The following is a 26,418-nucleotide window of genomic DNA, read 5'->3' as shown; positions in this document are numbered from 1 at the left end:
CCACCGGCCTCGCGCGGACGTCGGCGGGCTCAGGACTCGGCGCGCTTGAGCTTGACGTTCCACACGCCGGTGTACTTGCCGCCCTTGGAGGCGACGACGGACACCACGGTGGAGTCGGCCAGGCTGCGGGTCTGCTGGTTGACGAAGAGCTGGTCGGCGTTGGGGACGACCTGGTACGTCTGCTTGCTCATGTTGGTGATCGGGCTGCTGTTGGACAGCGCGATCCAGCCGTCCTCCGCCACGTCCGGCTCGACACCGAGCCGCAGCTTCTCACCCGGGTGCACGGTGATCGTCTTCTTGGGCTCGGTGGTCAGGCACTTGGTGAACCCGGCCTGCGCCTTCTTGTCGGTGGAGGCCAGATCGCCGAGCACCTTGCCGTCGTCGTAGCAGGCCGCCTCGGCGGTCACGGTGTCCTTGCCGGCGGTCACCGTGGCGAGCGGGGTCGGCTTCTCACAGGCGGAAAGGGTGACGAGCCCCAGGGACACGGCACCGAGGGCGGCAGCGGCGCGGCGGCCTGTGCCCCAAGAAGAGAACGCGGTCATGCGGGCAGGCTATCGGTCGGTTCCTCTCACGCCACACGAGGGTGGGGCGCGCCGTGCCGCGCCGCACCCAGCAGGCCCCGTACGGCCAGCACCGCGCCCGCCGCCACCAGCGCCCCGGCCACCGCCAGACCCAGCGTCCCGCTCAGCGGCAGCGCGATGCCGACGGCGCCGCCGACCACCCAGGACAGCTGGAGCGCCGTCTCGGAACGGGCGAACGCCGAGGTGCGCACCTGCTCCGGCACATCGCGCTGGATCACCGCGTCCAGCGACAGCTTCCCCAGCGCCTGGCACAAGCCCGCCGTCGCCGCGGCCGCCGTCACCACCACGAGGGCCAGCACCACGTAGAAGACCGCCGCGGTGACCGTGACGGCCAGCGACAGCCCCAGCACCACCGCGATGATCAGCTCCGGGGCCCGGGACCGCAGCCACGCGCCCACCGCCGTCCCCAGCGCGTTGCCCGCGCCCGCCGCCACCGCCACCAGCCCCAGCGAAACCTGCGGCCCCAGCCCGCCCAGCGGGTGCTCGCGCAGCAGGAACGCCAGGAAGAACGTCAGCAGCCCGGACAGCGACCGCAGCGCGCAATTCGCCTGAAGCCCGTGCAGTACGGACGGGCCCACCGTCCGCAGCCCCGGCCGCCGCCGGCCGGCCGGCGCCTTCCCGGTCCGCTCGTCCTCCTCCGCCGACGCCAGCCGCGCCCGCCCCTCGCCCTTCGCCGAGTCCACCTTGTGCGGCAGCGAGAACGACAGGAAGGTCCCCGCCACGAACACCGCGAACGCCCCGTACAGCGGCCAGCTCGTCCCCACCAGATGCAGTGCGCCGCCCACCGGCGCCGCGGCCCCGGTCGCCAGCAGCCCCGCCAGCGTCACCCGGGAATTGGCCTTTACCAGAGAGATGCGGGGCGGCAACAGGCGTGGAACGACGGCGCTCCGCACCACCCCGTACGCCTTCGAGGACACCAATACGCCCAGTGCCGCCGGATACAGCTCCAGCCCGCCGCCCGCCACCGCGCCCGCCATGGTCAGCGCGAGCAGCGCGCGGGCCAGCATCGACCCGGCCATCGCGGCCCTGCGGCCGTGCGGCACCCGGTCCAGCAGCGGCCCCACGACCGGCGCCAGCAGCGCGAACGGCGCCATCGTCACCGCCAGGTACAGCGCCACCCGGCCGCGCGCCTGATCCGTCGGCACCGAGAAGAACACCGTCGAGGCCAGCGCAATGGTGATCATCATGTCACCGGCCGAATTCACCGCGTGCAACTCGATCAGCTTGCCGAGACCCGACTCGCCCGCCCCGTGCGCGTGCGTCGCGCGCCGTATGCCGCGCCCCGCCGCCGCGAACGGGCGGCGCAGCGCCCGGCCCACCGCGCGGCACGCCCGGCCGCCGCCCCCGCCGGACCTCGTGGACGCCGACGAGACCCGCGCCCCCTTCGGGGCACGCGGGCCGGTGGAAATCCGGGAAGCCTTGGCGATCCGCGGGGCCCGGGCCGTTTTCGCGCTCCACGGGCCGAAGGCCCGCGACGCCCGTGGCATCCGCGGCAGCCTCGTCCTCCTCGACGTCCGTCCGGCAGCCACGCAGCAATAGTGCCCCCAACTCGCCCGGGCCATGGCTCTTTGCGCGGCCTGTTGCGCCGTGCCGCACGGCCGGTGGCCGCTGCCGGTGACATTTGCCGCTCCCGCCGAGGGGCCGCACACCGTTGAAGGGGTAGCGTGTGTAGCGCGCCACCGGCGGTCGTTCTTGGCCGCGCGCCTTGTCGCGATCCCGCAGAATGGTTCGTAAGAGGTGCGCTCGACCGAGATGACCGGGCGCGGACGTCGACGCGGTCCCCAGGTCCGCTCCGCCCGCCCCGGCACGCCGGTCGTCCGGACAGGACAGGACAGCTCCGGCTGGCGCACTCGTGAGACGGCGTGGAAGAGAGAATCGATTCTTGTGAGTGCTGCGATGCGAAGCCGTACCCCTGACCGCCTGTGCGCCGAGGCGGTCGACCTTGCCCGCACCGCGGCCGAGGAGGCCGCCGCCCCGGGAACGGTCGGCGAGCACGTCGATGCCGTCGCCGACGGGGACCGCGTCGTCACCCACCTGTTCGAATGCAAGGAACCCGGCTACCGGGGCTGGCGCTGGGCCGTGACCGTCGCCCGCGCGTCCCGCGCCAAACACGTCACCCTCGACGAGTCCGTCCTGCTCCCCGGCCCCGACGCGCTCCTCGCGCCCGAGTGGGTGCCGTGGAGCGAGCGGCTGCGGCCCGGGGACATGGGGCCCGGCGATCTGCTGCCCACGGAGGCCGAGGATCTTCGGCTGGAACCCGGGATCTTTGGCGGGGCCGATGGCGCGGATGGCGCCGGTGGCGCCGAGGGTGTGGGGGTCGCGCCGGGGGTTGCCGAGCTGGCGGACGCCGAGGACGCGGATGTCGAGCCCGGCTCGCCCGCGGTCCAGCCCGATACGACCGCGCGCGGAAGCATCGCCGCGGTCGCCGACGAGCTGGGACTGGGGCGCCCCCGGGTCCTCTCCCGCTACGGCCTGCACGCCGCGGCCGACCGCTGGGAAGAGGCTTACGGCCCCAAGACCGCCATGGCCCAGGCCGCCCCCGCCAACTGCGTCTCCTGCGGCTTCCTGGTCCCGCTGGCCGGCTCCCTCCGCCAGGCCTTCGGCATCTGCGCCAACGAGTTCGGTCCCGCGGATGGTCACGTCGTGTCCCTCGGCTACGGGTGCGGGGGCCACTCCGAGGCCGCCATCATGCCGAAGCCTCCGCGGCCGGCGCCGCCGGTCATTGACGAGACCGTTGTCGATCCTCTGCCGTTGCGGCCCGATCGGGCCGGGGGGTCTGTGGAGGAGTCCGGGCCGGGGGAAGAGTTCGGCCACAGCTAGTCGCTGCGCGACGGGTGGGGGTGTCTGGCCCGCGCATGCGCTGTCGCGCGGGTGCGCATTGGCTTTGTTGTGGGGCGGGGGTGCCCAGGGGGCCATCTCCTCGGCGCCTGGAGCGGCCGTCATGTCTGGACGCAACCATGTAACGGTCGCCTGCGGGGAGTGTCCCCCTGCACACCCCCTCCCGTCGGTGTGGCGAGTGCGGGCCGGTGGGGGGGGGGGGAGGGGGAAAGAAGCCTGGTGCGCGCCCCCCATGGGGTGAGGCGCCCGTTGCGTAGGCGCAGGGCCTCGGGCGGCTCCGCGTCGTGCGGAGGGGGCCGCATGGGTCCGGCCGCCAGGGGTCTGTAAAGACCCCCGCCACGGCGGCGGGAAAGCCGCCTACGGCGCGGGCTCGGGGACACGTAGGGGTCTCCCCGCAGGCGACCGAAGCCCCGGTTGCGTCCATACATTTCGGCCGCTCCAGGCGCCGAGGAGTGACCCCTGCGGGGCCCCGAGCCCCCACCACCGAACCCCAAGCGCCAAGGCGAACCCCCACCGGGCGACCAACGCCCCCCGCCCCCGCCCCCCCCGCCCCCCGTCACGCAACCGTGACCCCCCACCCGGTAGAAAATGACCCTGGCACCGACAACGGGAGAGAACGTGAGCGAAGCGGCAGGCGCAGAGGCAGATCCGTTCGGGACGGCTCGGCTGCGCAGGGGGGTGCTCGACGCGTGGGCGGCCTCGCCGGCCCGGTTCCGGGAGGATGCGAACGCCGAGGAGGATCTCGCTCTCGGCGGGTACCGCGACCGTCTCGCCGTCGAGCTGGCGCAGAACGCCTCGGACGCGGCCGCCCGCGCCGGCGTACCCGGACGGCTGCGCCTCACCTTGCACCCGGCGGAACGCCCCGGCACGGACCCGGCCGTACTGGTCGCCTCCAACACCGGCGCCCCCATCGACGCCACCGGCGTCGAGTCCCTGGCGACCCTGCGCGCCTCGGCCAAGCGCGAGACCGAGACCGCGGCGGCCGTCGGCCGCTTCGGCGTCGGCTTTTCGGCTGTGCTCGCGGTCAGTGACGAGCCCGCGCTGGTCGGCCGGACCGGCGGCGTCCGCTGGTCGTTGACCGAGGCCCGCGAGCTGGCGAGCCAGTTCGCCGCGCACAGTCCCGGACTTGGCGGCGAACTGCGCCGCCGGGACGGCCATGTGCCGCTGCTGCGCCTGCCGTTCCCGGCGGAGGGGAGTGCCCCGCAGGGTTACGACACTTCCGTCGTGCTGCCGCTGCGCGACGGCGCCGCGCACGAGCTGGCGGTCCGCCTGCTGGCGGATATTGACGCCGCGTTGCTGCTGACGCTGCCCGGCCTGGCCGAGGTCGTGATCGAGACCCCGGACGGCGTGCGGGAGCTGAGGCGGCGCCAGGAGGGCGCGTATGTCGTCATCGAGGACAGTGAGCGCGGCAGCTCCCGCTGGCGGGTCAGGAGCGAGAGCGGGGCGCTGGACGCCGAGCTGCTGGCCGACCGGCCCGTGGAGGAGCGTCTGCGGCCGCACTGGGCGGTGACCTGGGCGGTTCCGGTGGACGAGGAGGGCGCGCCGGTGCGTCCGGCGACCGCGCCGGTCGTGCACGCGCCGACACCCACGGACGAGCGGCACGGCCTGCCGGCGCTGCTGATCGCTTCGTTCCCGCTGGAGCCGACCCGGCGCCGCGTCGCGCCCGGCGCGCTCGCCGATCATCTCGTACGGCGTGCCGCCGAGGCGTACGCGTCGTTGCTGGCGTCCTGGCAGCCGGTTTCGGCCGGGACGGTCGATCTCGTGCCGGGCCCGCTGGGGCAGGGCGAGTTGGACAACGAGCTGCGGCGGCAGGTGCTGGAGCTGCTGCCGCGCGTACGGTTCCTGCCGAGCGCGGCCGCGCCTGCCACGCGTACGGAGCTGCCCTTGGAGGCGCCGTCCGGCACGAGCGGTCCCGATGAGCTGGCTCCCGGCGAGGGTGGCGGCTGGGGCGGCGCCCGCGGCGAGGAGGACGCGTATGTGCTGCGGCCGGTGGACGCGGAGCTGGTCGAGGGGGCCGGTGCGGACACGGTCCGTGTGCTGGCGGAGCTGTTCCCGAGCCTGCTGCCCGCCGGGCTGGAGCGGCGGTCCGAGCTGCGCGCCCTGGGTGTCGCGCGGGTGCCGCTGGGCGAGGTCATCGACCGGCTCGCGGGCGTGGACCGGTCGCCCGCCTGGTGGTGGCGGCTGTACGACTCGCTGGCCGGCACGGATCCGGAGCGGCTGAGCGGCCTGCCCGTACCGTTGGCGGGTTCCGGCGGCGAGGACGGCCGGGCGCCGCGTACGACCATCGGCCCGCGCCAGGTACTGCTGCCCCTTCCCGAGAGCGGCGAGGGTGACGCGACGGACCGCCACCGCATCCTGGCCCGCCTGGGGCTGAAGGTCGCCCACCCCGACGCCGTGCACCCCCTGCTGGAGAAGCTGGGCGCCACCCCGGCGAACCCGCGCGCCGTTCTGACGACTCCGCAGGTCCGGGCGGCCGTGGCGGGCTCGTTGGACGCGGCCGAGGACGACTACGCCTTCGGTTTCGACGGCGAGCCGGCCGGGCTCGGCGGCGAGGAGCTGGCGGAGGCCGTGCTCGGTCTCGTACGTGACGCGCACCTCGCGCCCGGCGACGAGCCCTGGCTCGCCGCGCTTGCCCTGCCCGACGAGGACGGCGAACCGGCTCCGGCGGGCGAACTGGTGCTCCCCGGGAGCGACTTCGAGCGGGTGATCCGTGAGGGCGAACTCGGCTCCGTCGACGCCGAGTTCGCCGAGCGCTGGGGCGAGCAGCCGCTGACCGGCGTCGGCGTGCTGGCGGGCTTCGCGCTCGTACGGGCTCCCGACGTGGTGCTGGACCCGGACGAACTGGAACCGCGCGACGGGGACTTCACCGAGCCGGACGATGTCGGCGTGCTGGACGCCGTGGACGTGTGGTGCGAGGACGTCCTCGACGGGCTGCCGGAGACACCGGTGCCGCCGGTCGCGACGGAGATCGTGGCCGTACGGGACCTGGACCTGGTCGACGACGACGCGTGGCCGCAGGCGCTGGCGATGCTGTCGCGGCCGCCGCTGCGGGACGCGCTGACCGCGCCCGTACGGGTGCTGCTGCCGGACGGCACGACCGAGCTGGTCCGCCCGTACACGGCGTGGTGGCTGCGTGGGCACCCGGTGCTGGACGGCCGCCGTCCGGCGGGTCTCCGGGCCGCGGGCGGCGATCCGCTGCTGGCGGGGCTGTACGAGTCGGCGGACGCGGGCGAGGTGGACGCCCAGGTGCTGCGCGCCCTCGGCGTACGGACCTCCGTCGCCGCCCTGCTGGAGGAGCCGGGCGGCGCGGCCGAACTGCTGGCCCGCCTGGCGGACCCCGCGCGCGAGGTGGACTCCGCCCAACTGCACGCGCTGTACGGGGCGCTGGCGGAGCTGGACCCCGAGCAGGTCACGCTCCCCGACGAACTGCGGGCCGTGGTAGACGGCGAGGTCCGCGTCGTGGACGCGGCCGACGCGGTGGTCGCGGACGCGCCCGACCTGATGCCGCTGGCCACCGGGCTGCCGCTGCTCCCGGTACGCCCGGCGCGCGCCGCGGATCTGGCGGAGCTGTTCCAGGTACGGCGGCTGAGCGAGGCCTTCCCGGCGCCCGTACGGTCGGAGGGGACCCGGCACGAGGTCCCGGAACCGGTCCGTACCCTCCTCGGCCCGGACACCCCGCACTCCTACGTCGAACACGAGGAACTGACCGTCGAGGACGGCACCGAACTTGACTGGCGCTGGACCCCCGACGGCACCCTCCACGCCGCCACCCTGGAAGGCGTGGCCGCCGGCCTCGCCTGGGCCGCCGGCCAATGGCCCCGCCGCTTCGAAACCGCCGCCCTCCTGGAGGACTTGGACCGCGCGGAGGAACTGGCGGAGGCGCGCTGGTTCGACTGACGCCGGTGCGCTCGCCCATGCGCGGCACACTCGTTCCCTTGTCCGGCGGGATAAGGTGACGCGCATGGGCATCGCACGCTGTTCAGGGCCGACGGGCTTCACGTAGCCCGCCAGGAGATACCTGGCGGTGGCTGCGATCGGAGTCCCGTGGCACGCACCGCCCATCAACTTCGCCCTGCCCCCGGTCGGCCCGCGTCCGGCTGGTCACCGGGCGAGCCCTGGAGTTCCGTGGTCCTCCACGATCTCCGGTACAGCGCCCGCACTCTCACCGAGGCGGCGCGCGAGTCCAGAAGGCCCCGGCCGCGCAGGGTCCGCCGCACGGTGGCCATCCACTCGTTTCCCCGTTACCAGCGGGACCGTTCCGTCGCCCGCTGGTCCGCGCGGGAGGAACGCCGGGCGCGGCAGCGGCTGCGCCGCCAAGTGGGCACCCTCTTGGGGATGGTGAACTCCGCCGCCGGCGAGCTCGCCCTCGATGCCGTGGACACCGTCGACGTACCGCCGGCGCGTCATCGGCGCGGCTCGCTTTGGCTCGCGTAGCTGGCTACGCCGGGAACCTTCGCCCCACCACCCGCCAAGCCACCTCCAGCAGCACGGCCGCCGCCGCGGCGATGCCCACTGCTGCCCACGGCATGGTCGTGCCGACCAGTTTCAGGTCGAAGAAGTTCTGGAGCCAGGGGACGACGAGGACGATCAGGAAGCCGAGGGCCATGGCCAGGACGAGGCCGATGCGCCACCACGTGTAGGGGCGGGCGATGATCGCCAGGACCCACATGGCGCTGAGGAAGAGGGTCAGGGTGGCGGCGCTGGTCTCGGCGGGGAGGGCGTCCGGGCCGTCGTAGTGGCTGCGGGCCAGGAGGTACGTGGCGAACGCGGCGAGGCCGATGATCAGGCCGGAGGGGACCGCGTACCGCATCACCCGGCGGACGAAGTGCGGCTTCGCGCGCTCCTTGTTGGGGGCGAGGGCGAGGAAGAAGGCGGGGACGCCGATGGTGAGGGTGGACAGCAGGGTGAGGTGGCGCGGCAGGTAGGGGTACGGGATCTGGCAGCAGGCGACCAGGATCGCGAGCAGGACCGAGTAGACGGTCTTGGTGAGGAAGAGGGTGGCGACGCGGGTGATGTTGCCGATCACCCGGCGGCCCTCGGCGACCACCGAAGGCAGGGTCGCGAAGCTGTTGTTGAGGAGCACGATCTGCGCGACGGCCTTGGTGGCCTCGCTGCCCGCGCCCATCGAGACGCCGATGTCCGCGTCTTTGAGGGCGAGTACGTCGTTGACGCCGTCGCCGGTCATCGCGACGTTGTGGCCGCGCTTCTGGAGCGCGCCGACCATGTCCCGCTTCTGCTGCGGCGTGACGCGGCCGAACACCGCGCCGCCCTCCAGGACCTTGCCCATCTCCTCCTGGTCGGCGGGGAGTTTGCGCGCGTCCACGGGGGACTCCGCGCCGGGCATGCCGAGCTTTGTGGCCACCGCGCCGACCGACACCGCGTTGTCGCCGGAGATGACCTTGGCCTGGACGCCCTGTTCCTCGAAGTAGCGCAGGGTGTCCATCGCGTCGGGGCGCAGCCGCTGTTCGAGGACGACGAGGGCGGTGGGGCGGACGTGGTCGGCGATGGCGGAGTCGTGCAGGTCGCGTTCGGCGCGGGCCAGCAACAGGACGCGCAGGCCCTGGGCGTTGAGGTCGTCGACCTCGGCGAGGGCGTCGTCACCGGAGGGCAGGAGGACGTCGGGGGCGCCGAGCAGCCACGTGGTCTGTTCGCCGTCCGGGCTCTGCAGGGCCGCGCCGCTGTACTTGCGGGCGGAGGAGAACGGCAGCGCGTCGGTGCTGCGCCAGCCGTCCTCCGCCGGGTACGCGTCGATGATCGCCTGGAGGGACGCGTTGGGGCGCGGGTCGGACGCGCCGAGCGCGCCGAGGACCTGCTTGATGCGGCCCTCGTCCGCGTCGTCGAGCGGCCGCAGCTCGCTGACGTCCATGCCGCCCTCGGTGAGCGTGCCGGTCTTGTCCAGGCAGACCACGTCGACGCGGGCCAGCCCCTCGATCGCGGGCAGCTCCTGGACCAGGCACTTCTTGCGGCCGAGCCGGATGACGCCGATCGCGAAGGCGACGGAGGTGAGGAGGACCAGGCCCTCGGGGATCATCGGGACGATGCCGGCGACCATGCGGCGTACGGCCTCGTCGCCCGCCATGTTCAGGGTGAACAGATGGCTGAGGATCAGGCCGATGGCGGTCGGCACCATCATCCACGTCACGTATTTGAGGATCTGGCTGATGCCGGTGCGCAGTTCGGAGTGGACGAGGGTGAAGCGGGACGCCTCCTCGGCGAGCTGGGCGGCGTACGCCTCGCGCCCGACCTTGGTGGCGGTGAACGCGCCGCCGCCGGCGACCACGAAGCTGCCGGACATCACCTTCTCGCCGGGCTTCTTGACCACCGGGTCGGCCTCGCCGGTCAGCAGCGACTCGTCGATCTCCAGGCCGTCGCTCTCCAGGACCTCGCCGTCGACGATGACCTTGTCGCCGGGGCCGAGTTCGATGACGTCGCCGAGGACCACCTCGGAGGTGGGGATCTCGGCGGCCTTGCCGTCGCGCCGGACGGTCGGCCTGGACTCGCCTATGACGGCCAGGCTGTCCAGGGTCTTCTTGGCGCGCAGCTCCTGGATGATGCCGATGCCGGTGTTGGCGACGATGACGAAGCCGAACAGGCCGTCCTGGATCGGCCCGACGATCAGGATGATCACGAACAGCACGCCGATGATGGCGTTGAAGCGGGTGAAGACGTTCGAGCGGACGATGTCGGCGGTGGAGCGCGAGGACCGTACGGGGACGTCGTTGACCTCGCCTCTGGACACCCGCTCGGCGACCTCGGCGGCGCTCAGGCCGCGGTGGGCCGGTTCGGCGCCCTGCTCGCGGCTTCCGGCTTCGGTCTTCGCCCGCTGAGTCATGCCTTCGACGTTACGGGCGGAACGGACGATTCACCCGCTGGATACGCACAGGGAGGTGGCAGGAGTTGTTGGAGGGGCGTGCGTCAACCGCGGAGGGTCGGGATGCGTCCACTATGGGGTGACATGGTCCGTGGGGTGGGACGGCCGGTCGGGCCGCCCGGGCCGCGCCCGTCTCAGACCGCGTCCACCGGCGTGGGCCCGGCGTCCCGCGCCGCCGCGGCGCGCTTGATCGCGGCGTCGCGCTTGCGGACGTACCAGATGCCGAGGAGGCCGAGGCCGCCGCCGGCCAGGCAGGTCCACACCCACCAGGTGCGGTCGTGGTCGGCGAACCAGCCGTAGAAGGGGAGCTGGGCCAGGAAGAGCACGAACCAGATGATGGTGCCGCCGGTGATCGTGCCGACGACGGGGCCCTCAAGAGGCTCCGGGGCCTCGCGCAGTTCGGACTTCTTCCACATGGAACCAGCTTACGGGCAGCCGCTGACAGCACCGGTCCCGGCAGGCCGGGCCGCGCGGCGCGCCGTCGGGAGGGCCGTGGGCGGGCCGCGGGCGGGGGGACGCCGGGCCGCGGGCCCCCGCGAAGCGCGGCCGGCCGGATTCCCCATGGGTCTACGCGCGGAGATAGCGATCATCGACTTGTTTATTCATACTGAACCTATCCGGTTCTGACTGGTTTGATTCGTCTAATCATCCAATCTGATCCGGTCTGTTTGTGTTCTGGGCCCGATCCGGGGCCCCCACGCCTCTTCAGGCCCGTACGACTGAGGTCCGCGCATGTCCCCCTCGGCCCCCACGCCGGTCGATGCCGTCCAGAGCCCAGGCCCGCAGCCGCCCAAGAACGGTCTCGACCGGTTCTTCAAGATCTCCGAGCGGGGATCGACGGTCTCCCGCGAGCTGCGCGGCGGTCTCGCCACCTTCTTCGCCATGGCGTACATCGTCGTGCTGAACCCGATCATCCTCGGCGCCGGCCAGGACAAGTTCGGGCACCACCTCGACAACGGCCAGCTGGTCACCGCCACCGCCCTGATGGCGGGCCTGTCCACGCTCCTGATGGGCGTCATCGGCAATGTGCCGATCGCCGTCGCCGCCGGCCTCGGCATCAACGCCGTCGTCTCCCTCCAGCTCGCCCCCAAGATGAGCTGGCCGGACGCGATGGGCATGGTCGTACTGGCCGGGCTGGTGCTGATGATCCTGGTCGCCTCCGGCCTGCGGCAGCGGGTCATGGACGCCATCCCGAACGGGCTGCGGCGCGCCATCGCGATCGGCATCGGCCTGTTCATCTCGCTGGTCGGCCTGGTGGACGCGGGCTTCGTCACCCGTAACCCGGACGCCGCGCACACCACCGTGCCGCTGGCGCTGGGCCAGGGCGGCCAGCTCCAGGGCTGGCCGGTGCTGGTCTTCGTCGTCGGCCTGGCGCTGATGTTCGTGCTGACCGTGCGGAAGACCAAGGGCGCGATCCTGATCGGCATGGTCGTGATGGCGGTCGTCGCGATCATCATCAACGCCGTCGCCGAGATCCCCGACGCGAGCTGGGGCCTGGCCGTGCCGAACGTGCCGGACAGCCTCGTCGGCGCCCCCGACTTCGGCCTGATCGGCCAGATCAGCCTGTTCGGCGGCTTCAAGGAGGTCGGCCTGCTGACCGGCTGCCTCTTCGTCTTCACCGTGCTGCTGTCCGGCTTCTTCGACGCGATGGGCACGATCATCGGCGTCGGCGAGGAGGCCGGGCTGACCGACGAGAACGGCAGCCTGCCCGGCATGGGCCGCATCCTGATGGTGGACGGCATCGCGGTCGCGGCCGGCGGCGTCGGCTCGGCCTCGGCCAACACCTGCTTCGTGGAGTCCACCGCGGGCGTCGGCGAGGGGGCCCGTACGGGCCTGGCGAACGTGGTGACCGGCGGGCTCTTCCTGCTGGCGCTGGTCTTCACGCCGCTGGCGACGGTCGTGCCGTCGCAGGCCGCGACGCCCGCCCTGCTGGTCGTCGGCTTCCTGATCATGTCGGCCAACGTCCGGGAGATCGACTGGAGCGACTTCACCGTCGCCGTCCCGGCGTTCCTGACGATCATCTCGATGCCGTTCACCTACAGCATCACCAACGGCATCGGCATGGGCGTGCTGGCCTTCATCCTGCTGCGGACGGCGACCGGCCGCTTCAAGGAGATCCCCTGGCTGCTGAACGCGGTGGGGCTGGCCTTCCTCGTCTACTTCCTGCTCAATCCGATCGAGCAGGTGCTGGGCGTCAGGTAACGCCCGGCCGGTCCCTGCGGCAGGACCGGATCACAGCGGCGGGGCGGCGTAGAACCGCTCCGTCCGGTCCACCGACATCTTGAATCGTTCGTCGAAGTCTTCACGGATGAGCGTCCGGGTCACATAGTCCTGGACGCTCATTCCGCGTTTGGCGGCGTGCTGCCGAAGGCGGTCCAGCAGGTCCCCGTCCATGCGCAGGCTGAGCACTCCCGATCCCATACCGCCACGGTCCTCTCACGCCCTGGTCAGGCGGGTCACTTTCCGCTGCGTCCTCACTCGGAAGGGTGACGCGGGAGGCCCCACATCAACGGGCTTTCATTAGAGAGGGTAATGAGTTATGCTAACGACCATGCCGGAACTGTCCCTTGGCGACGATGCTGCCGCCGTGAACGCATTGCGGTCCGCCGTGATGCGGCTCTCCCGCCGACTCAAACACCAGCGGGTCGACGAGTCGCTCAGCCCGACCGAGATGTCGGTGCTCGGCACCCTCGCCCGGTGCGGCCACGCCACCCCCGGCGAACTGGCGCGCAAGGAGCACGTCCAGCCGCCGTCGATGACCCGCATCGTGGCGATGCTGGAGGCCAAGGGCCTGGTCCGGCTCGAACCGCACCCCGACGACCGCCGTCAGAAGGTCGTCACCCAGACCGAACAGGCCGAGGCGATGCTCGAAGAGAGCCGCCGCAAACGCAACGCGTGGCTGGCCGAGCTGGCCTCCGGGCTGGACGAGGACGAGTGGGCCGCACTGCGGACCGCCGCACCCGTACTGGAGAAGCTCGCCCAGCTGTAGAACCGAAGAAGCCGAGGAGGCGAACCCACTTTGAGTACGGGATCCGGAGCAGACTCCGCCCCCGCACCGATATCCCACGACACCACCGCCACCGACGCCGCGACCGCGCCCCCCGCAGGCTCCCAGGGCACCGCCGCCGAGCCGCGCGGGGGCATGTTCCGCTCGCTGCGCGTCCGCAACTACCGGCTGTTCGCCACCGGACAGGTCGTCTCGAACACCGGCACCTGGATGCAGCGCATCGCCCAGGACTGGCTGGTGGTCAGCATCACCGGCTCCTCCGCCGCCGTCGGCATCACCACCGCGCTCCAGTTCCTGCCCATGCTGCTGTTCGGGCTGTACGGGGGCGTGATCGCCGACCGGGTCTCCAAGCGCAAGCTGCTGCTGGTCACCCAGGCTTCGATGGGCCTGACCGGCCTGGTCCTGGCCGTGCTGACGCTCAGCGGGAACGTCGCGGTCTGGCACGTCTACCTGATGGCCTTCGTGCTCGGCCTGATCACCGTCGTCGACAACCCGGCGCGGCAGGCGTTCGTCGTCGAGATGGTCGGCCCGGACGACCTGCGCAACGCCGTCAGCCTGAACTCGGCCAACTTCCAGTCGGCCCGGCTGATCGGCCCCGCCGTGGCCGGCGCGCTGATCACCTCCCTGGGCAGCGGCTGGGCGTTCCTCCTGAACGGCCTGTCCTTCCTCGCGCCGCTCGCCGGACTGCTGCTGATGCGCACCCGTGAGCTGCACAAGGTCGACCGCGCCCCGCGCGGCAAGGGCCAGCTGCGCGAGGGCGTGCGCTATGTCGCGGGCCACCCCGAGCTGATCTGGCCGATCGTCCTGGTCGGCTTCATCGGCACCTTCGGCTTCAACTTCCCGATCTGGCTGACCGCCTTCGCCGACAAGGTCTTCCACGGCGGCGCCGGTATGTACGCCTGGTTCAACGGCCTGATGGCGGCCGGTTCGCTGGCGGGCGCGCTGCTCGCGGCCCGGCGCAGCACCTCGCGGCTGCGGTTGCTGGTGGGCGCGGCGCTGCTGTTCGGCGTGCTGGAGATGGCCGCGGCCCTCTCCCCGGCCGTCTGGATCTTCGGTGCGCTGCTGATCGTCATCGGCGTGGTCGGCCTGACGATCAACGTCACGGCCAACTCCAGCGTGCAGATGGCGACCGACCCGCTGATGCGCGGACGAGTGATGAGCCTGTTCATGATGGTCTTCATGGGCGGCACACCGCTCGGCGCGCCCATCGTCGGCTGGGTCACCGACGCGTACGGCGCCCGCCTCGGCTTCCTCGCGGGCGGTGTGGTCTCCGCGCTGGCCGCGGCCGGTGTCGGCCTGATGCTGACCCGCGCGGGCGGGCTGCGCGTACGGATCGATCTGCGGCGCGGCCACCAGCACGTACGGTTCGTGCCACGGCAGCGGGACGGCGAACCGGAGCGGCTGACGGCGGCGGCCTGATACGTCCGTACCGGGCCGGGACCGCGCGTACGGCGGCCCCGGCCGGTGCGTAACCCGGACCCGGCCGCCGCGTTTCCCGCCCCGTCCACCGCGCGACCCCGGCCCCGCCGGCACCCCGTACGCGAGACTGACCGCATGAGACTCTTCGCCGCAGCGCTCCCGCCCGAGTCCGCCGTCGAGGAACTCGCGGCCCGGGTGCGCCGGCTGCGGCAGTTGCCCGGCGCGGACCGGCTGCGCTGGACCGGGCGGGCCGGCTGGCACTTCACGCTCGCCTTCTACGGTGAGGTGCCCGACGCCGTCCTCCCCGAGCTGCGCGAGCGGCTGGCGCGGGCGGCCCGGCGGTACGAGCCGATCCCGCTGCGCCTCAAGGGCGGCGGGCGCTTCGCGGACCGGGTGGTGTGGGCGGGGGCCGACGGCGGCCTGCCGGCCCTGCGGAAACTGGCGGACTCGGCGAGCGCGGCGGCCCGCCGGGCCGGGGTGGAGATGTCCGGCCACCGCGCGTACACCCCGCACCTGACCGTCGCGCGCAACCGCGGCGGCGCCCTCGACCTGGACCCGTTCGTCGAGGCCCTGACGGATTTCGAGGGCGGCGCCTGGACCGTACGGGAGCTGGCGCTCGTGCGCAGCCGCCTGCCCGCCGGCGGGGTGCCGGGCGAGCAGCCCCGGTACGAGACGGTGGCGGCCTGGCCGCTGGGCCGCTGAGCCTGGCCGCGGGCATGCCGGCGGGGCCGGTTACGCTCGAAGGGTGGACCCCAAAACCCGTAACCGGATCATGTCCGGCCTGTTCGCCGTGCTGCTCATCGTCGTGATCGTGGCGGCCGCCCTGCGCTGAACCGCCGGACGGCCGCCCGGCACCGCCGTCCCCTCAGCTCACCAGGCGAACGCCTCCGGCGAAGGACCGGTGGCCGGGAAGATCTCTTCGAGCGCGCTCAGCAGATCCTCCGACAGTTCCAGCTCCACGGCGCGCAGCGCGGAGTCGAGCTGTCCGGAGGTGCGCGGCCCGACGATCGGCCCCGTCACACCGGGCCGGGTGAGCAGCCAGGCCGGCGCGACCTCGCCGGGCCGCAGCCCGTGCTTGTCGAGCAGATCCTCGTACGCCTCGATCTGCGCCCGGATCGCGGAGTTCGCCGGCGCGCCGGCCGAGCGGCCCCCGTTCGTACGGGCCCCGCCGCCGCCCTCGCGCCCCTTGCGCACGGCGCCGCCGAGCAGGCCGCCGTGCAGCGTCGCGGACGCGGAGAAGCTGACGGCGTATCTGGCCGAGCACGTCGCGCACAAGGAACGCAGACCCGAGCAGGTCCGGGTGGAACTGCTGACGCGCTGCCGCACGGAGAGCATCGAGCCGATCGTGGTTCTGGTGGCCGGCGGTACCGACCAGGACGACGCCGGACCCGAGGGCGGCGGTACGGAGGGCGACGACGCGCCGCCGGTGCTGGCGAAGGCCAACGAAGTCGGCCACGCCCAGAAGCCCCTCTTCGTGGCCCGCTACCTGCGGCTTCGGGACCTCCAGCGGGAGATCGAGGAGGGCCTGGACGTCAGGGAATCGTCCAACGGCGCCAACTTCGTGATCGCCTACGGCAAGGGCGGCGAGATCGCCTCCAACCGGCGCGACGAGCAGAAGATGTTCGTGCTCTGCCTACGGATTCTGCAATCGGCCCTGGTCCATGTGAACACCCTGATGCTCCAGGACATCCCCCTGACCGGGCCTCGGTGCCGCCGCAGTAAATTCCGGATTCACTGCGGCGGACCCCCTGACGTGATCACCGCGACCTGCGGCGGGGCACTCCGAGGCGACTGGAAGATGCTCTACGAACCGGCGGCGTTGCGGCTGGTGACAGCGTTCCTACCGGCACCCGTGTACCGGCACATCGGCGAGGGCGCCTGAGGCAGGCGTACCCGCTGCCCGCCGGACGTCTTGCGTGGAGTGGACTCGAAGGGGTTCGCTTGGCGGCCATGGAATACACGCAGCTGGGACGTACCGGACTCAAGGTCAGTCGCATCGTGCTCGGCACGATGAACTTCGGGCCTCAGACGGATGAAGCCACCAGCCACACCATCATGGATGCGGCGCTCGATGCGGGGCTGAACTTCGTTGACACGGCAAATGTGTACGGGTGGGGCGAGAACAAGGGGCGCACCGAGGAGATCGTCGGTACCTGGTTCGCCAAGGGCGGCGGGCGTCGTGACAAGACGGTCCTGGCCACCAAGGTCTACGGGAACATGGGCGCCGACGGACCGGTCTGGCCCAACCACGACCGGCTCAGCGCCGTGAACATCCGCCGCGCCGTTGACGCTTCCCTCAAGCGGCTCCAGACCGACTACATCGACGTCTACCAGTTCCATCACATCGACCGCTCGACGCCGTTCGAGGAGATCTGGCAGGCGATCGACGTCCTGGTCCAACAGGGGAAGATCCTGTACGCCGGTTCCTCGAACTTCCCCGGCTACAAGATCGCCCAGGCCAACGAGAACGCGAAGACACACGGCCGGGTCGGGCTCGTCAGCGAGCAGTGCCTCTACAACCTCGCCGAGCGCCGCGCCGAGATGGAGGTCATCCCTGCCGCGCGGGACTACGGCCTGGGCGTCATCCCGTGGTCGCCGCTGCACGGCGGGCTGCTCGGCGGAGTCCTCAAGAAGGAGGCCACGGAGGGGCGCCGGGCGAGCGGACGGGCCGCCGATGCCCTCAAGGACGCCCGCACGCGTGAGCAGATCCAGGCGTACGAGAATCTGCTCGACAAGCACGGCATCGAACCGGGCGAGGCCGCCCTGGCCTGGCTGCTCACCCGTCCCGGCGTGACAGGACCGATCGTCGGCCCGCGTACGCAGGAGCAACTTGACTCGGCGCTGCGCGCCCTCGACCTGGACCTGGGCGCGGAGCTTCTTGCGGCTCTCGACGAGATCTTCCCGGGGCCGGGACCGTCTCCGGAAGCTTTCGCCTGGTGAAGTGACGCATCCGCATGTGGACCGCTGCCTCCTGCTCCGTGTGCAGGGCGAGTGGGGGGTGGCGGTCGGCGCTCTCCGTGGTGCCGCATGCGCGCCGGCGGCACGCCAGGACGCAGTTCGGCGTCAGAATTGCTGGTTGGCCGTGTCGAAGAAGTCGACGCCCGCGGCGAGCGCGGCGTCCATGATGGCGTGGCTGTCGGCCTCGTCCGTCTGGGGCCCGAAGTTCATCGTTCCCAGGACGATGCGGCTGACCTTGAGTCCGGTGCGTCCGAGCTGCGTGTACTCCATGGGGCCCTGGCCAACGCCTTGGAGCGCGCTCGGATCAAGACGCGCGCCGCACCCCGCGTCCCTCAGTTCCCTGCCGCCACGTACGGCCCGCCCACGTCCCACGCCTGGTGCATGGCGTCCGCGAAGGCCGCCGCGAGCAGGTGCTCGCCGGACGCGGAGGGGTGCGTTCCGTCGTAGGTGTCCCGGTCCAGGTCGTAGCGCGCCGGGTGGGAGGCCAGCAGCAGCGGCGAGGCGGGCGTCGACAGGTCCGCGACCGCCTTGGCCAGCAGCTCGTTGAAGCGCTCGCACTCGGCGGCGAAGGGAGCGTCGCACAGGGCGCGGGTGTTCGGGATGACGGGCAGCAGGACGGCCCGTACGGACGCGCGGGCGGCCCGCGCCTCGGCGACGAAGCGGCGCACGTTCGCGGCGGTCTGCTCCGCGTTCGTGTAGAAGCCGAGGTCTATCAGGCCGAGCGAGACCAGCAGGGTGTCGGCCTTGGACGTGCGCACGGCCTCGCCGATCAGCGGCGCCATGTGGCACCAGCCCTCGCCCCACCCGGCGAGGTGCCGCCGCGCGTTCTCGGGGAAGTCCGGGTCCCGGTAGGCGTACGAGACCGCCGCGCCGGCGGCCGTGTCGTACAGCTCGCTGCGCGGCCCGACGATGCGGTACGGCCCGCCGAAGGTCCGGTTCAGGTGCTGCCACATGCGATAGCGCCAGGTGAAGTCCCCGGCGCTGCCGATCGTCATCGAGTCGCCGACGAACATCACGCGCATACGGCCTCCCGGCCCGCCGGCCCGGGAGCGCCGGAGGGCGCGGTCGGGTTACTCATGCGGAGATCATAGGGAGCCGGTGGGCGGGCGGTCGGCGCCGGGCCCCGGGACCGCCCGGCGCCGCGGGCCGGCCGCACCGAAGTGGCAAGCTGACCCCATGCGTTCGCTACTGTGCGCGGCCGGGGCCGCGGGGATACTGCTGTTCGCCGCGGCCGGGCCGGTGGCGGCCGACGACGGCGGGGACGGCTTCACGATCACCGACCCGCGGATCAAGGAGTCCAGCGGCCTGGCGGCCAGCCGGAAGCACCCCGGGGTGTACTGGACCCACAACGACAGCGACGACGGCCCGTACGTCTACGCCGTGGACAGCCGCACCGGCCGTACGGTCGCCACCGTCACCCTGCGCGGCATCGGCGACCCGCGCGACGTGGAGGCGATCTCGGTCGGCCCGGACGGCAATGTGTACGTCGGCGACATCGGCGACAACCTCGGCGGCACCTGGAACCACGTCTGGATCTACCGCTTCCCGGAGCCGGAGCGGCTGCGCGACCAGACGGTCACGGCGGCGCAGCTCACCGTCGAGTACGACGAGGGCCCGCGCGACGCCGAGGCGATGATGGTGCATCCCAAGACCGGCCGGGTCTACATCGCCAGCAAGAAGAAGAGCGGCGGCGCCGCTCTGTACGAGGGCCCGGAACGCCTGTCGTCGCGCGGTACGAACACCTTCCGCCGGATCGCGGCCATCGACCAGTGGGTGACGGACGGCGCGTTCTCCCCGGACGGCACACGGCTGGTGCTGCGCGGCTACTTCGGCGCGGAGATGTACCGCTGGCAGGGCGGCCGCCCGAAGGGCATCGGAAGCGTGGGCGTACCGCTCCAGATGCAGGGCGAGTCCGTCAGCTTCACCCCCGACGGACGCACGCTGATGTTCGGCTCGGAGGGGAAGTCCAGCCGCGTACAGCCGGTGGGCCTGAGCGGCGACCAGCTGCCGGAGACGGCGGCGAAGAACTCCGACGGGAAGGCCGGCGACAAGGGCGGCACCGAAGACCGGAACCAGGACGGCCCCGGCAAGAACCGCAACGTCCTGCTGGCGGTGGTGACGTTCGGGGTGGGGGCGGTGGTGGTGCTGGGTCTGCGGAGACTGTTCCGGCGGAGGTGAGCGGCCGGCGGCCGTGGACGGCTGAGCGCCCCGCTCAGTCACCCCGCCCTTCGATATGAGCCGCGAACCCGTCCAGCAGCCGGCCCAGGCCCAGTTCGAACAGGGCGTCGCCCTCGTCGCAGTCGTCGTCGAACGCGAAGGTGTCCTCGGAGAGTGAGGCGAGGTACGGATAGCGGCCGCTTTCCATGGCCTGGATCAGGAACGGGCCCTGGATCTTCCACCACTCCTCGTCGGTGAGGCCGGTGCGCTTCTCAGCCATGGCCGAGTTGAGGCGGGTGCGCGCCGCGCCCGCGACATAGCCCTCCACGACCGTCAGCAGGCGCATCTTCTCCCGGTCGGGCAGGGCGACGCCCGACAGGCCGCGGATGGTGTACTCCAGCGCGTTGACCGAGTTGGGGCCCAGCAGCGGGCGCGTCTGGTCGACCTGGAGCAGCCAGGGGTGGCGGTGGTGGAGCCGCCAGGCGCGGCGCGCGACGTTCTCCAGGACGGCCCGCCAGCCGGCCTCGGGCCCGGGGATGTCGTCGGCGCCGAACGCGGCGATCTTGTCGAGCATCAGGTCCAGCAGCTCGCCCTTGCCGGGGACGTAGCGGTAGAGCGACATCGTGCCGACGCCCAGCTCGGTGGCGACCCGGCGCATCGAGACCGCGCCGATCCCCTCGGCGTCGGCGACCGCCACCGCGGCCGTGACGATCCGGTCGAGGGTCAGGCCGGGCTTGGGGCCGCGGGTGGGGCGCTCGCCGGTGCCCCAGAGCAGCTCCATGCTGCGTGCCGCGTCGCCGCTGCCACTGTGTTCTGTCGTCATGGTGCGGTCAGTCTATGCCGCCGCCCAAAAATTGAGTACGGCGTACGCGGTCATCGGGTACGGTGGTCCGCGTTACTGAGTACGACGTACCCAATTCCGGGGGCCGGTGCTCAGCGCCCAGGGCCCGGTGCCCGGGGCGGACGAGGAGGGCGGGGAGGCGCATGAACACATCCGACGTGGCGGTGCTGGCGGAGGGGCTGGCCAAGCGGTACGGGGACAAGCGGGCGCTCGACGGCTTCGACCTGGCCGTACGGCGCGGCACCGTACAGGGCCTGCTCGGGCCCAACGGGGCGGGCAAGACCACCGCCGTCCGCATCCTGGCGACGCTGCTGCGCCTGGACGGTGGACGGGCGACGGTCGCCGGGTACGACGTGGCGCGCGAGCCGCACGCCGTACGCCAACGGATCGGCCTGGCAGGCCAGTACGCCGCCGTGGACGAGATCCTGACGGGGCGGCAGAACCTGGAGATGTTCGGGCGGCTGTTCCACCTGGACGGGCGGCGGGCGCGGGCCCGCGCCGACGAGCTGCTGGCCCGCTTCGGGCTGGCCGACGCGGCCGGCAAGCAGGTCAAGCACTACAGCGGCGGTATGCGGCGGCGCCTGGACCTGGCGTCGAGCGTCCTGCTCGCGCCCGAGGTGCTGTTCCTGGACGAGCCGACCACCGGGCTCGACCCGCGCAGCCGCAACGAGGTCTGGGAGACCGTACGGAACCTGGTCGCGGGCGGTACGACCGTCCTGCTCACCACCCAGTACCTCGACGAGGCCGACCAACTGGCCGACCGGATCGCCGTCATCGACCACGGCCGGACCGTCGCGGAGGACACCCCGGACGGCCTCAAGCAGGGCATCGGCGGCGACCGCGTCCAGGTGGTGCTGCGCGACGCCGCCGAACTGCCGCGGGCGGCGGGGATCGTGGCGCGGGTGGCGGCGGACGGCGCCGCGCCGGACACGGACGTGGCCGAACGGCGGGTCGGGGTGCCGGTGACCGACGGTGTGGCGGCGCTGACCGAGGTGGCGCGGGCGCTCCAGGACGCGGGGATCGGGGTGGCGGACATCGGGCTGCGGCGGCCGACGCTGGACGAGGTCTTCCTGCGGCTGACGGGGCACCGTACGGCGGCGGGGGAGCCGGACGGTGCCGGAGCCGGCCGTACGTACGGGACGGAGGCCGCCGCATGAGCACCCCCGCCACGACCCATGCCCGTCCGGAGCGGCGCCTGTACTGGGCCTTCGCCGACTGCTGGACCGTCGTCCGCCGCGACCTGACCCATCTCGTCAAGCAGCCCGTCAACATCGCCTGGCAGCTGGGCTTCCCGATCGTCTCCGTCCTGCTCTTCGTCTATGTCTTCGGCAGCGCGATGGACGTCGGCGGCGAGGGCTCCTACCGGGACTACGCGATGCCCGGGATGTTCGCCATGACGATGGCGTTCGGCTTCATGAACACCGCGATGCTGGTCGCGGTCGACAAGGACCGGGGCGTGACCGACCGGTTCCGGTCGATGCCGATGGCGCGGTCGGCGGCGGTCAGCGGGCGGGGCGTCTCGGACGTGTTCGGCGCGGCGCTGGACCTGGCGGTGCTGGCGCTGATCGCCGTCGTCGTCGGCTGGCGCTCGGACGGCGGCGTCCTCGCCACGCTGGCGGCGTTCGCCCTGCTGCTGCACCTGCGCTTCGCGCTCATCTGGGTGGGGGTGCTGCTGGGCCTGCTGGTGCCCAACCAGGAGGCGGCGGGCGGGCTGTTCGCGCTGGCCTTCCCGTTCGGCATGATCTCCAGCGTCTTCACGCCGCCGTCGATGATGCCGGACTGGCTCGGCGCGATCGCGATGGTGAACCCGGTCTCCTCGACGGCGAACGCCGTACGGGAACTGTTCGGGCAGCCCGGCACCACCGGCGGCAGCTGGATCGAGCAGCACGCCCTGCTGATGGCGGTCGTCTGGCCGCTCGTCCTGACCGCGGTCTTCCTGCCGCTGGCCGTACGCCGCTTCCAGCGCCTGAGCCGCTGACAGGGCTCTTGGGCACAGCATGACGGCCGGGCCCCGGCGGGTGCGTCCCGCCGGGGCCCGGCCGTGTGGGGCGAAGGCCCCTACAGCTTGGTGATCACGTAGTCGACGCAGGCGGTCAGCGCCTCGACGTCGGCCGGGTCGATCGCCGGGAACATCGCCACCCGCAGCTGGTTGCGGCCCAGCTTGCGGTACGGCTCGGTGTCCACGATGCCGTTGGCGCGCAGCGCCTTGGCGACGGCCGCCGCGTCGACCTCGTCGTCGAAGTCGATGGTGCCGATGACCTGGGAGCGCTTGGCCGGGTCGGTGACGAACGGCGTCGCGTACGGGGACGCCTCGGCCCAGCCGTACAGCGTGCGCGAGGAGGCCGCGGTGCGCCGCACCGCCCAGTCCAGGCCGCCCTGGCCGTTGATCCACTCCAGCTGCTCGTTGAGCAGGAAGAGGGTGGACAGGGCCGGGGTGTTGTACGTCTGGTTCTTCAGCGAGTTGTCGATCGCGGTCGGCAGCGAGAAGAACTCCGGGATGTGCCGGCCGGAGGCGTGCACCGTGCGGGCGCGCTCCAGGGCCGCGGGGGAGAAGACGCCGATCCACAGGCCGCCGTCGGAGGCGAAGGACTTCTGCGGCGCGAAGTAGTAGACGTCCGTCTCCGCGATGTCCACGGGCAGGCCGCCCGCGCCGGAGGTGGCGTCCACCAGGACGAGCGAGCCGGCGTCCGCGCCCGCCACGCGCTTGATGGGGGCGGCGACACCGGTCGAGGTCTCGTTGTGGGTGAAGGCGTAGACGTCCACGCCCTCCTCCGCCTTCGGCTCCGGGTGGCTGCCCGGGTCCGCGGAGATCAGCGTGGGCTCGGCCAGCCACGGCGCCAGCTTGGCGGCCTTGGCGAACTTCGAGGAGAACTCGCCGAAGGTGAGGTGCTGGGACCTGTTCTCGATCAGGCCGTGGGTCGCGATGTCCCAGAAGGCGGTGGAGCCGCCGTTGCCGAGGACGACCTCGTAGCCCTCGGGCAGCTGGAACAGCTCGCGCACGCCGTCGCGGACCTTGCCGACCAGGTTCTTGACCGGAGCCTGGCGGTGGGACGTGCCGAGCAGAGAACGTCCGGTGGCGGCGAGGGCGTCGAGCGCCTCCGTACGCACCTTGGAGGGGCCCGCGCCGAAGCGACCGTCGGCGGGCTTGATGTCAGCGGGAATCTGGATATCAGCCACGGGCGAAGCGTAATCCGTCAGGGGGCCGGCACAGGACCGGGGTCCACCGGGTGAGACGGATCGGACACCGTCGCCGGACCGGTGCCCGCGGCACCGTCTTCCGCTTCCCCGGCCGTGCCCTGCCCGGCGTCCGTGCGACCGGCCTCCGCGTACATCTCACCGACCGAGGCCGCCGCCCGCGCCAGCTCCGCCCGCGCCTCCGGCGGTTCCAGCACCTCGACCGTCGTCGCGAACTGGAGCAACTGCCGCACCGCGCGCGGCTCCTGCAGCGCCAGTTCGACCGTCACCCACGGACCGCCGGTGTCGCGTGGCGGCTCCACCAGCGCGGGCCCCATGATCCGTACGAACAGGTCCAGCCGCGGCCGCAGCACCCGCGCCGTCACCCGGAACCCCGCCGGCCGCTCCTCCACCTGCCGCCGCAGCGCCTCCCACGCGTCCGCCAGCTCCACGCCCTCCCGTCGCCGCACCGGCGTGTCGAGCACCGTGGCAGCGGCCACCCGGTCGGCCCGGAACAGCTGGGCGCGCCGCCGCCGGTCCGCGACGAGGTACCAGGTCCCGGCCTTGGAGACGAGGCCGTACGGATCGACGGTGTACGTACGCGTACGGGTCTCACCGCTGTGCCGGTACCGCAGGCGCAGCCGCCGGTCGGCGAACACCGCGGTGTGCAGCGTGTCCAGGTCCACCGCAGGCCGCGGACCGGACAGCCAGCGCCCCGGATCGACCAGGATGCGGCGGCTGGTCAGCTCGGCGGCGGGCCGGTGCGGCGCGGGCAGCGCGGCCATCACCTTGCGCAACGCGGACCCGAGCGCGTCATCCAGCCCGAGCGCCCGGTGCGCCCCCTCGGCAGCCAGCACGAACAGCGCCCGCGCCTCATCGGTGGTCAGCCCCGTCACGTCCGTACGAAACCCGGGCAGCAACGCGATACCGCCATGCCGCCCGCGCTCCGCGTACACCGGAACCCCGGCCGCGGACAGCGATTCGATGTCGCGGTAGATCGTCCGGACGGACACCTCCAGCCGCGTGGCCAGCTCGGCGGCGGGCACCCGGCCGCGGGTTTGGAGGAGGAGAAGGATCGAGAGGAGGCGGTCGGATTTCACGCCGTCCAGTCTTCCGGAAAGCCGACGGAAAACTTGACGGAAGGTGTCAGGTTATGGCGTGAGAGTCCCGGTCATGAACCTTACGAATGACACCGCTCCCGCAGCTTCCCCCACCCTCGCCGAACTGGCCGCCCGGATCACCGGCGTCGTCCTCACCCCCGAAGACGACGGCTACGACGAGGAGCGCTCCGGCTACCAGGCCGGCTACTCCCACCGCCCTTCCGTGATCGTCGGAGCGGCCTCGGCGGCCGACGTCGTGGCGGCGGTGCGTTACGCCCGTTCCCACGGACTGCTGGTGTCCGTGCAGTCGACCGGGCACGGCCTGGCGGCGGCCACCGACGGAGGGCTGCTGATCAGCACGCGCCGGATGGACGAGGTGCGCGTCGACGCGGAAGCCCGGACCGCGTGGGCCGGGGCGGGTGTGCTCTGCGGTCAGGTGGTCGAGGAGGCCGCGCCGTACGGGCTGGCGCCGGTGAACGGGTCGTCGCCCGGGGTGGGCGTCGTCGGGTTCACGCTCGGTGGGGGACTGGGCATCCTCGGGCGGGAGTTCGGGTATGCGTCCGATCATGTCCGGGCGGTGGAACTGGTCACCGCCGACGGGGAGTTGCGCCGGGTCTCCGGGGCGTGCGAGCCGGAGCTGTTCCGGGCGCTGCTCGGCGGCGGCCACGGGCTGGGCGTGGTGACCGGCCTGAAGTTCGGGCTGGTGCCGGTGGAGCGGGTGTACGGCGGGCAACTGGTCTTCGGTGCCGACCTGGTGGACGAGGTGCTGGCCGTGTACCTGGCCTGGACCGAGGACCTGCCCGACGCGCTGACCTCGTCGGTGGGGCTGATCGCGTACCCGGACGTGCCCGCCATGCCGCCGCACCTGCGCGGGCGCTACCTCGCCCACATCCGGATCGCGTACACGGGCACGGCGGGGGACGGCGAGCGGCTGGTCGCGCCGCTGCGGGCGGTCGGGCCGCGGGTGGCCGACACGCTGCGCGACATGCCGTACGCCGAGTCGCACACCATCCACCAGGACCCCACCACGCCGCACGCCTACGACGGTGACAGCGTGCTGCTCAGCGGCCTGGACGCGGACGCGCTGCGCGCGGTGGCCGCGCTGACCGGCCCGGACGCCCCGCTGATGACCGTGGTGCAGCTCAACCACCTGGGCGGCGCGCTCGCGCAGGGCGGCGGCTCCGTCGGCCACCGGGACGCGCGCTATTTGCTGCGCCTTCTGTCGCCGCTGGACGGTACGGACGTCGCGGCCGCCCGCGCGCTGCACGCGGAGGTACGCGGGGTGCCGGCGCCGTGGGCGGTCGGCCGCAGCGTCAACTTCCTGTTCGGTGATCACGGTGACAAGGCGGCCGACGCGTACGAGGAGCCGGTGCGCCGGCGGCTGGCCGAAGCCAAGGCCACGTACGACCCGGAGAACCTGTTCCGGGCGTAGGGCCCAGGGCGCGGGCCGTGGGCGGGGGGAGTGCCCCCGG

At 72.5% G+C, this 26,418-nt stretch carries 22 protein-coding genes and 2 pseudogenes; 13 read left to right on the top strand and 11 right to left on the bottom strand.

Annotated elements, in window-relative coordinates; translation table 11 throughout:
* Positions 1–29 precede the first annotated feature (29 nt).
* The gene (locus CP984_RS15930; protein ID WP_030185741.1) at positions 30–542 is read right to left on the bottom strand and encodes an RING finger protein; all 513 of its coding nucleotides are present in this window, start codon (positions 540–542) and stop codon (positions 30–32) included.
* Between the two features lie 26 nt (positions 543–568).
* Positions 569–2,068 carry an MFS transporter gene (locus CP984_RS15925; protein ID WP_078575076.1) on the bottom strand — a complete coding sequence of 500 codons (1,500 nt, stop codon included), beginning with the start codon at positions 2,066–2,068 and terminating at the stop codon, positions 569–571.
* 409 nt (positions 2,069–2,477) lie between these two features.
* On the opposite strand from CP984_RS15925, the gene CP984_RS15920 reads away from it, so the two are divergent.
* The 3 genes from CP984_RS15920 to CP984_RS15910 all read left to right on the top strand — a co-directional run bounded on the left by CP984_RS15920 (position 2,478) and on the right by CP984_RS15910 (position 7,853).
* Positions 2,478–3,401 (top strand): DUF3027 domain-containing protein, encoded by a 924-nt coding sequence (locus CP984_RS15920; RefSeq protein ID WP_030185735.1) that lies wholly within the window; start codon positions 2,478–2,480, stop codon positions 3,399–3,401.
* A 606-nt stretch (positions 3,402–4,007) separates the two neighbouring features.
* Positions 4,008–7,316, top strand: a complete 3,309-nt coding sequence (locus CP984_RS15915; RefSeq protein WP_043978774.1) for a sacsin N-terminal ATP-binding-like domain-containing protein — start codon at positions 4,008–4,010, stop codon at positions 7,314–7,316.
* Between the two features lie 321 nt (positions 7,317–7,637).
* The gene (locus CP984_RS15910) at positions 7,638–7,853 is read left to right on the top strand and encodes a hypothetical protein (RefSeq protein WP_226048662.1); all 216 of its coding nucleotides are present in this window, start codon (positions 7,638–7,640) and stop codon (positions 7,851–7,853) included.
* A gap of 4 nt (positions 7,854–7,857) precedes the next feature.
* On the opposite strand, the gene CP984_RS15905 is transcribed toward CP984_RS15910, so the two are convergent.
* Both CP984_RS15905 and CP984_RS15900 read right to left on the bottom strand, forming a co-directional pair.
* On the bottom strand, positions 7,858–10,251 hold the full coding sequence (locus CP984_RS15905; protein WP_003986984.1) for an HAD-IC family P-type ATPase: 2,394 nt from the start codon (positions 10,249–10,251) through the stop codon (positions 7,858–7,860).
* A 173-nt stretch (positions 10,252–10,424) separates the two neighbouring features.
* A complete protein-coding gene (locus CP984_RS15900) occupies positions 10,425–10,706 on the bottom strand; it encodes a DUF2530 domain-containing protein (RefSeq protein WP_003986983.1) in 282 nt (93 codons plus the stop codon).
* A gap of 316 nt (positions 10,707–11,022) precedes the next feature.
* On the opposite strand from CP984_RS15900, the gene CP984_RS15895 reads away from it, so the two are divergent.
* A complete protein-coding gene (locus CP984_RS15895; protein ID WP_003981855.1) occupies positions 11,023–12,492 on the top strand; it encodes an NCS2 family permease in 1,470 nt (489 codons plus the stop codon).
* A 30-nt stretch (positions 12,493–12,522) separates the two neighbouring features.
* Here CP984_RS15895 and CP984_RS15890 read toward each other — a convergent pair whose 3' ends face one another.
* Positions 12,523–12,711: a hypothetical protein gene (locus CP984_RS15890; protein ID WP_031027821.1), complete on the bottom strand. Its 189-nt coding sequence runs from the start codon at positions 12,709–12,711 to the stop codon at positions 12,523–12,525.
* Positions 12,712–12,841: 130 nt separating this feature from the next.
* On the opposite strand from CP984_RS15890, the gene CP984_RS15885 reads away from it, so the two are divergent.
* The 3 genes from CP984_RS15885 (at position 12,842) to thpR (ending at position 15,418) form a co-directional block, all read left to right on the top strand.
* On the top strand, positions 12,842–13,279 hold the full coding sequence (locus tag CP984_RS15885; protein ID WP_003981857.1) for a MarR family winged helix-turn-helix transcriptional regulator: 438 nt from the start codon (positions 12,842–12,844) through the stop codon (positions 13,277–13,279).
* A gap of 30 nt (positions 13,280–13,309) precedes the next feature.
* Positions 13,310–14,716 (top strand): MFS transporter, encoded by a 1,407-nt coding sequence (locus CP984_RS15880; protein WP_003981858.1) that lies wholly within the window; start codon positions 13,310–13,312, stop codon positions 14,714–14,716.
* Between the two features lie 135 nt (positions 14,717–14,851).
* A complete protein-coding gene (gene thpR, locus CP984_RS15875) occupies positions 14,852–15,418 on the top strand; it encodes an RNA 2',3'-cyclic phosphodiesterase (RefSeq protein ID WP_003981859.1) in 567 nt (188 codons plus the stop codon).
* Between the two features lie 168 nt (positions 15,419–15,586).
* On the opposite strand, the pseudogene CP984_RS15870 reads toward thpR, so the two are convergent.
* A pseudogene (locus CP984_RS15870) lies at positions 15,587–15,940 on the bottom strand (aldo/keto reductase); the annotation flags it as partial.
* A 76-nt stretch (positions 15,941–16,016) separates the two neighbouring features.
* Here CP984_RS15870 and CP984_RS42045 point away from each other — a divergent pair.
* Entirely contained in the window at positions 16,017–16,598 is a 582-nt protein-coding gene (locus CP984_RS42045) for a Tn3 family transposase (RefSeq protein ID WP_003981861.1), read from the top strand.
* A 68-nt stretch (positions 16,599–16,666) separates the two neighbouring features.
* A complete protein-coding gene (locus CP984_RS15860; RefSeq protein WP_003981862.1) occupies positions 16,667–17,656 on the top strand; it encodes an aldo/keto reductase in 990 nt (329 codons plus the stop codon).
* Positions 17,657–17,791: 135 nt separating this feature from the next.
* On the opposite strand, the pseudogene CP984_RS15855 reads toward CP984_RS15860, so the two are convergent.
* Positions 17,792–17,944: pseudogene (locus CP984_RS15855) on the bottom strand (aldo/keto reductase); the annotation flags it as partial.
* 62 nt (positions 17,945–18,006) lie between these two features.
* Positions 18,007–18,696: a GDSL-type esterase/lipase family protein gene (locus CP984_RS15850; protein WP_003981864.1), complete on the bottom strand. Its 690-nt coding sequence runs from the start codon at positions 18,694–18,696 to the stop codon at positions 18,007–18,009.
* Between the two features lie 154 nt (positions 18,697–18,850).
* On the opposite strand from CP984_RS15850, the gene CP984_RS15845 reads away from it, so the two are divergent.
* On the top strand, positions 18,851–19,852 hold the full coding sequence (locus CP984_RS15845) for an esterase-like activity of phytase family protein (RefSeq protein ID WP_003981865.1): 1,002 nt from the start codon (positions 18,851–18,853) through the stop codon (positions 19,850–19,852).
* 34 nt (positions 19,853–19,886) lie between these two features.
* On the opposite strand, the gene CP984_RS15840 is transcribed toward CP984_RS15845, so the two are convergent.
* A complete protein-coding gene (locus tag CP984_RS15840) occupies positions 19,887–20,654 on the bottom strand; it encodes a TetR/AcrR family transcriptional regulator (protein WP_030183993.1) in 768 nt (255 codons plus the stop codon).
* Positions 20,655–20,815: 161 nt separating this feature from the next.
* On the opposite strand from CP984_RS15840, the gene CP984_RS15835 reads away from it, so the two are divergent.
* Positions 20,816–21,829: a daunorubicin resistance protein DrrA family ABC transporter ATP-binding protein gene (locus CP984_RS15835; protein ID WP_003981867.1), complete on the top strand. Its 1,014-nt coding sequence runs from the start codon at positions 20,816–20,818 to the stop codon at positions 21,827–21,829.
* The gene (locus CP984_RS15830) at positions 21,826–22,650 is read left to right on the top strand and encodes an ABC transporter permease (protein WP_003981868.1); all 825 of its coding nucleotides are present in this window, start codon (positions 21,826–21,828) and stop codon (positions 22,648–22,650) included. Before CP984_RS15835 ends, CP984_RS15830 begins: the two co-directional genes overlap by 4 nt.
* Before the next feature lie 80 nt (positions 22,651–22,730).
* Here CP984_RS15830 and serC read toward each other — a convergent pair whose 3' ends face one another.
* Positions 22,731–23,849, bottom strand: a complete 1,119-nt coding sequence (gene serC, locus CP984_RS15825) for a phosphoserine transaminase (RefSeq protein ID WP_003981869.1) — start codon at positions 23,847–23,849, stop codon at positions 22,731–22,733.
* A 17-nt stretch (positions 23,850–23,866) separates the two neighbouring features.
* A complete protein-coding gene (locus CP984_RS15820) occupies positions 23,867–24,946 on the bottom strand; it encodes a helix-turn-helix transcriptional regulator (RefSeq protein ID WP_003981870.1) in 1,080 nt (359 codons plus the stop codon).
* A gap of 73 nt (positions 24,947–25,019) precedes the next feature.
* Here CP984_RS15820 and CP984_RS15815 point away from each other — a divergent pair, with 73 nt between their 5' ends.
* On the top strand, positions 25,020–26,378 hold the full coding sequence (locus tag CP984_RS15815) for an FAD-binding oxidoreductase (protein WP_003981871.1): 1,359 nt from the start codon (positions 25,020–25,022) through the stop codon (positions 26,376–26,378).
* Positions 26,379–26,418 lie beyond the last annotated feature (40 nt).

This window comes from Streptomyces rimosus (genome assembly GCF_008704655.1).
Taxonomy (GTDB): Bacteria; Actinomycetota; Actinomycetes; order Streptomycetales; family Streptomycetaceae; genus Streptomyces; species Streptomyces rimosus.
Note: the sequence above shows the minus strand (reverse complement) of the source record. Positions and strands in the feature narration are given on the sequence as shown.

Coding starts and splice junctions, on each gene's coding strand:
- CP984_RS15930 (WP_030185741.1), bottom strand. CDS start 542: ATGACCGCGTTCTCTTCTTGGGGCACAGGCCGCCGCGCCGCTGCCGCC.
- CP984_RS15905 (WP_003986984.1), bottom strand. CDS start 10,251: ATGACTCAGCGGGCGAAGACCGAAGCCGGAAGCCGCGAGCAGGGCGCC.
- CP984_RS15860 (WP_003981862.1), top strand. CDS start 16,667: ATGGAATACACGCAGCTGGGACGTACCGGACTCAAGGTCAGTCGCATC.
- CP984_RS15850 (WP_003981864.1), bottom strand. CDS start 18,696: ATGCGCGTGATGTTCGTCGGCGACTCGATGACGATCGGCAGCGCCGGG.
- CP984_RS15890 (WP_031027821.1), bottom strand. CDS start 12,711: ATGGGATCGGGAGTGCTCAGCCTGCGCATGGACGGGGACCTGCTGGAC.
- CP984_RS15815 (WP_003981871.1), top strand. CDS start 25,020: ATGAACCTTACGAATGACACCGCTCCCGCAGCTTCCCCCACCCTCGCC.
- thpR (WP_003981859.1), top strand. CDS start 14,852: ATGAGACTCTTCGCCGCAGCGCTCCCGCCCGAGTCCGCCGTCGAGGAA.
- CP984_RS15835 (WP_003981867.1), top strand. CDS start 20,816: ATGAACACATCCGACGTGGCGGTGCTGGCGGAGGGGCTGGCCAAGCGG.
- CP984_RS15885 (WP_003981857.1), top strand. CDS start 12,842: ATGCCGGAACTGTCCCTTGGCGACGATGCTGCCGCCGTGAACGCATTG.
- CP984_RS15845 (WP_003981865.1), top strand. CDS start 18,851: ATGCGTTCGCTACTGTGCGCGGCCGGGGCCGCGGGGATACTGCTGTTC.
- CP984_RS15900 (WP_003986983.1), bottom strand. CDS start 10,706: ATGTGGAAGAAGTCCGAACTGCGCGAGGCCCCGGAGCCTCTTGAGGGC.
- CP984_RS15830 (WP_003981868.1), top strand. CDS start 21,826: ATGAGCACCCCCGCCACGACCCATGCCCGTCCGGAGCGGCGCCTGTAC.
- CP984_RS15895 (WP_003981855.1), top strand. CDS start 11,023: ATGTCCCCCTCGGCCCCCACGCCGGTCGATGCCGTCCAGAGCCCAGGC.
- CP984_RS15915 (WP_043978774.1), top strand. CDS start 4,008: ATGACCCTGGCACCGACAACGGGAGAGAACGTGAGCGAAGCGGCAGGC.
- CP984_RS15840 (WP_030183993.1), bottom strand. CDS start 20,654: ATGACGACAGAACACAGTGGCAGCGGCGACGCGGCACGCAGCATGGAG.
- CP984_RS15925 (WP_078575076.1), bottom strand. CDS start 2,068: ATGCCACGGGCGTCGCGGGCCTTCGGCCCGTGGAGCGCGAAAACGGCC.
- CP984_RS15920 (WP_030185735.1), top strand. CDS start 2,478: ATGCGAAGCCGTACCCCTGACCGCCTGTGCGCCGAGGCGGTCGACCTT.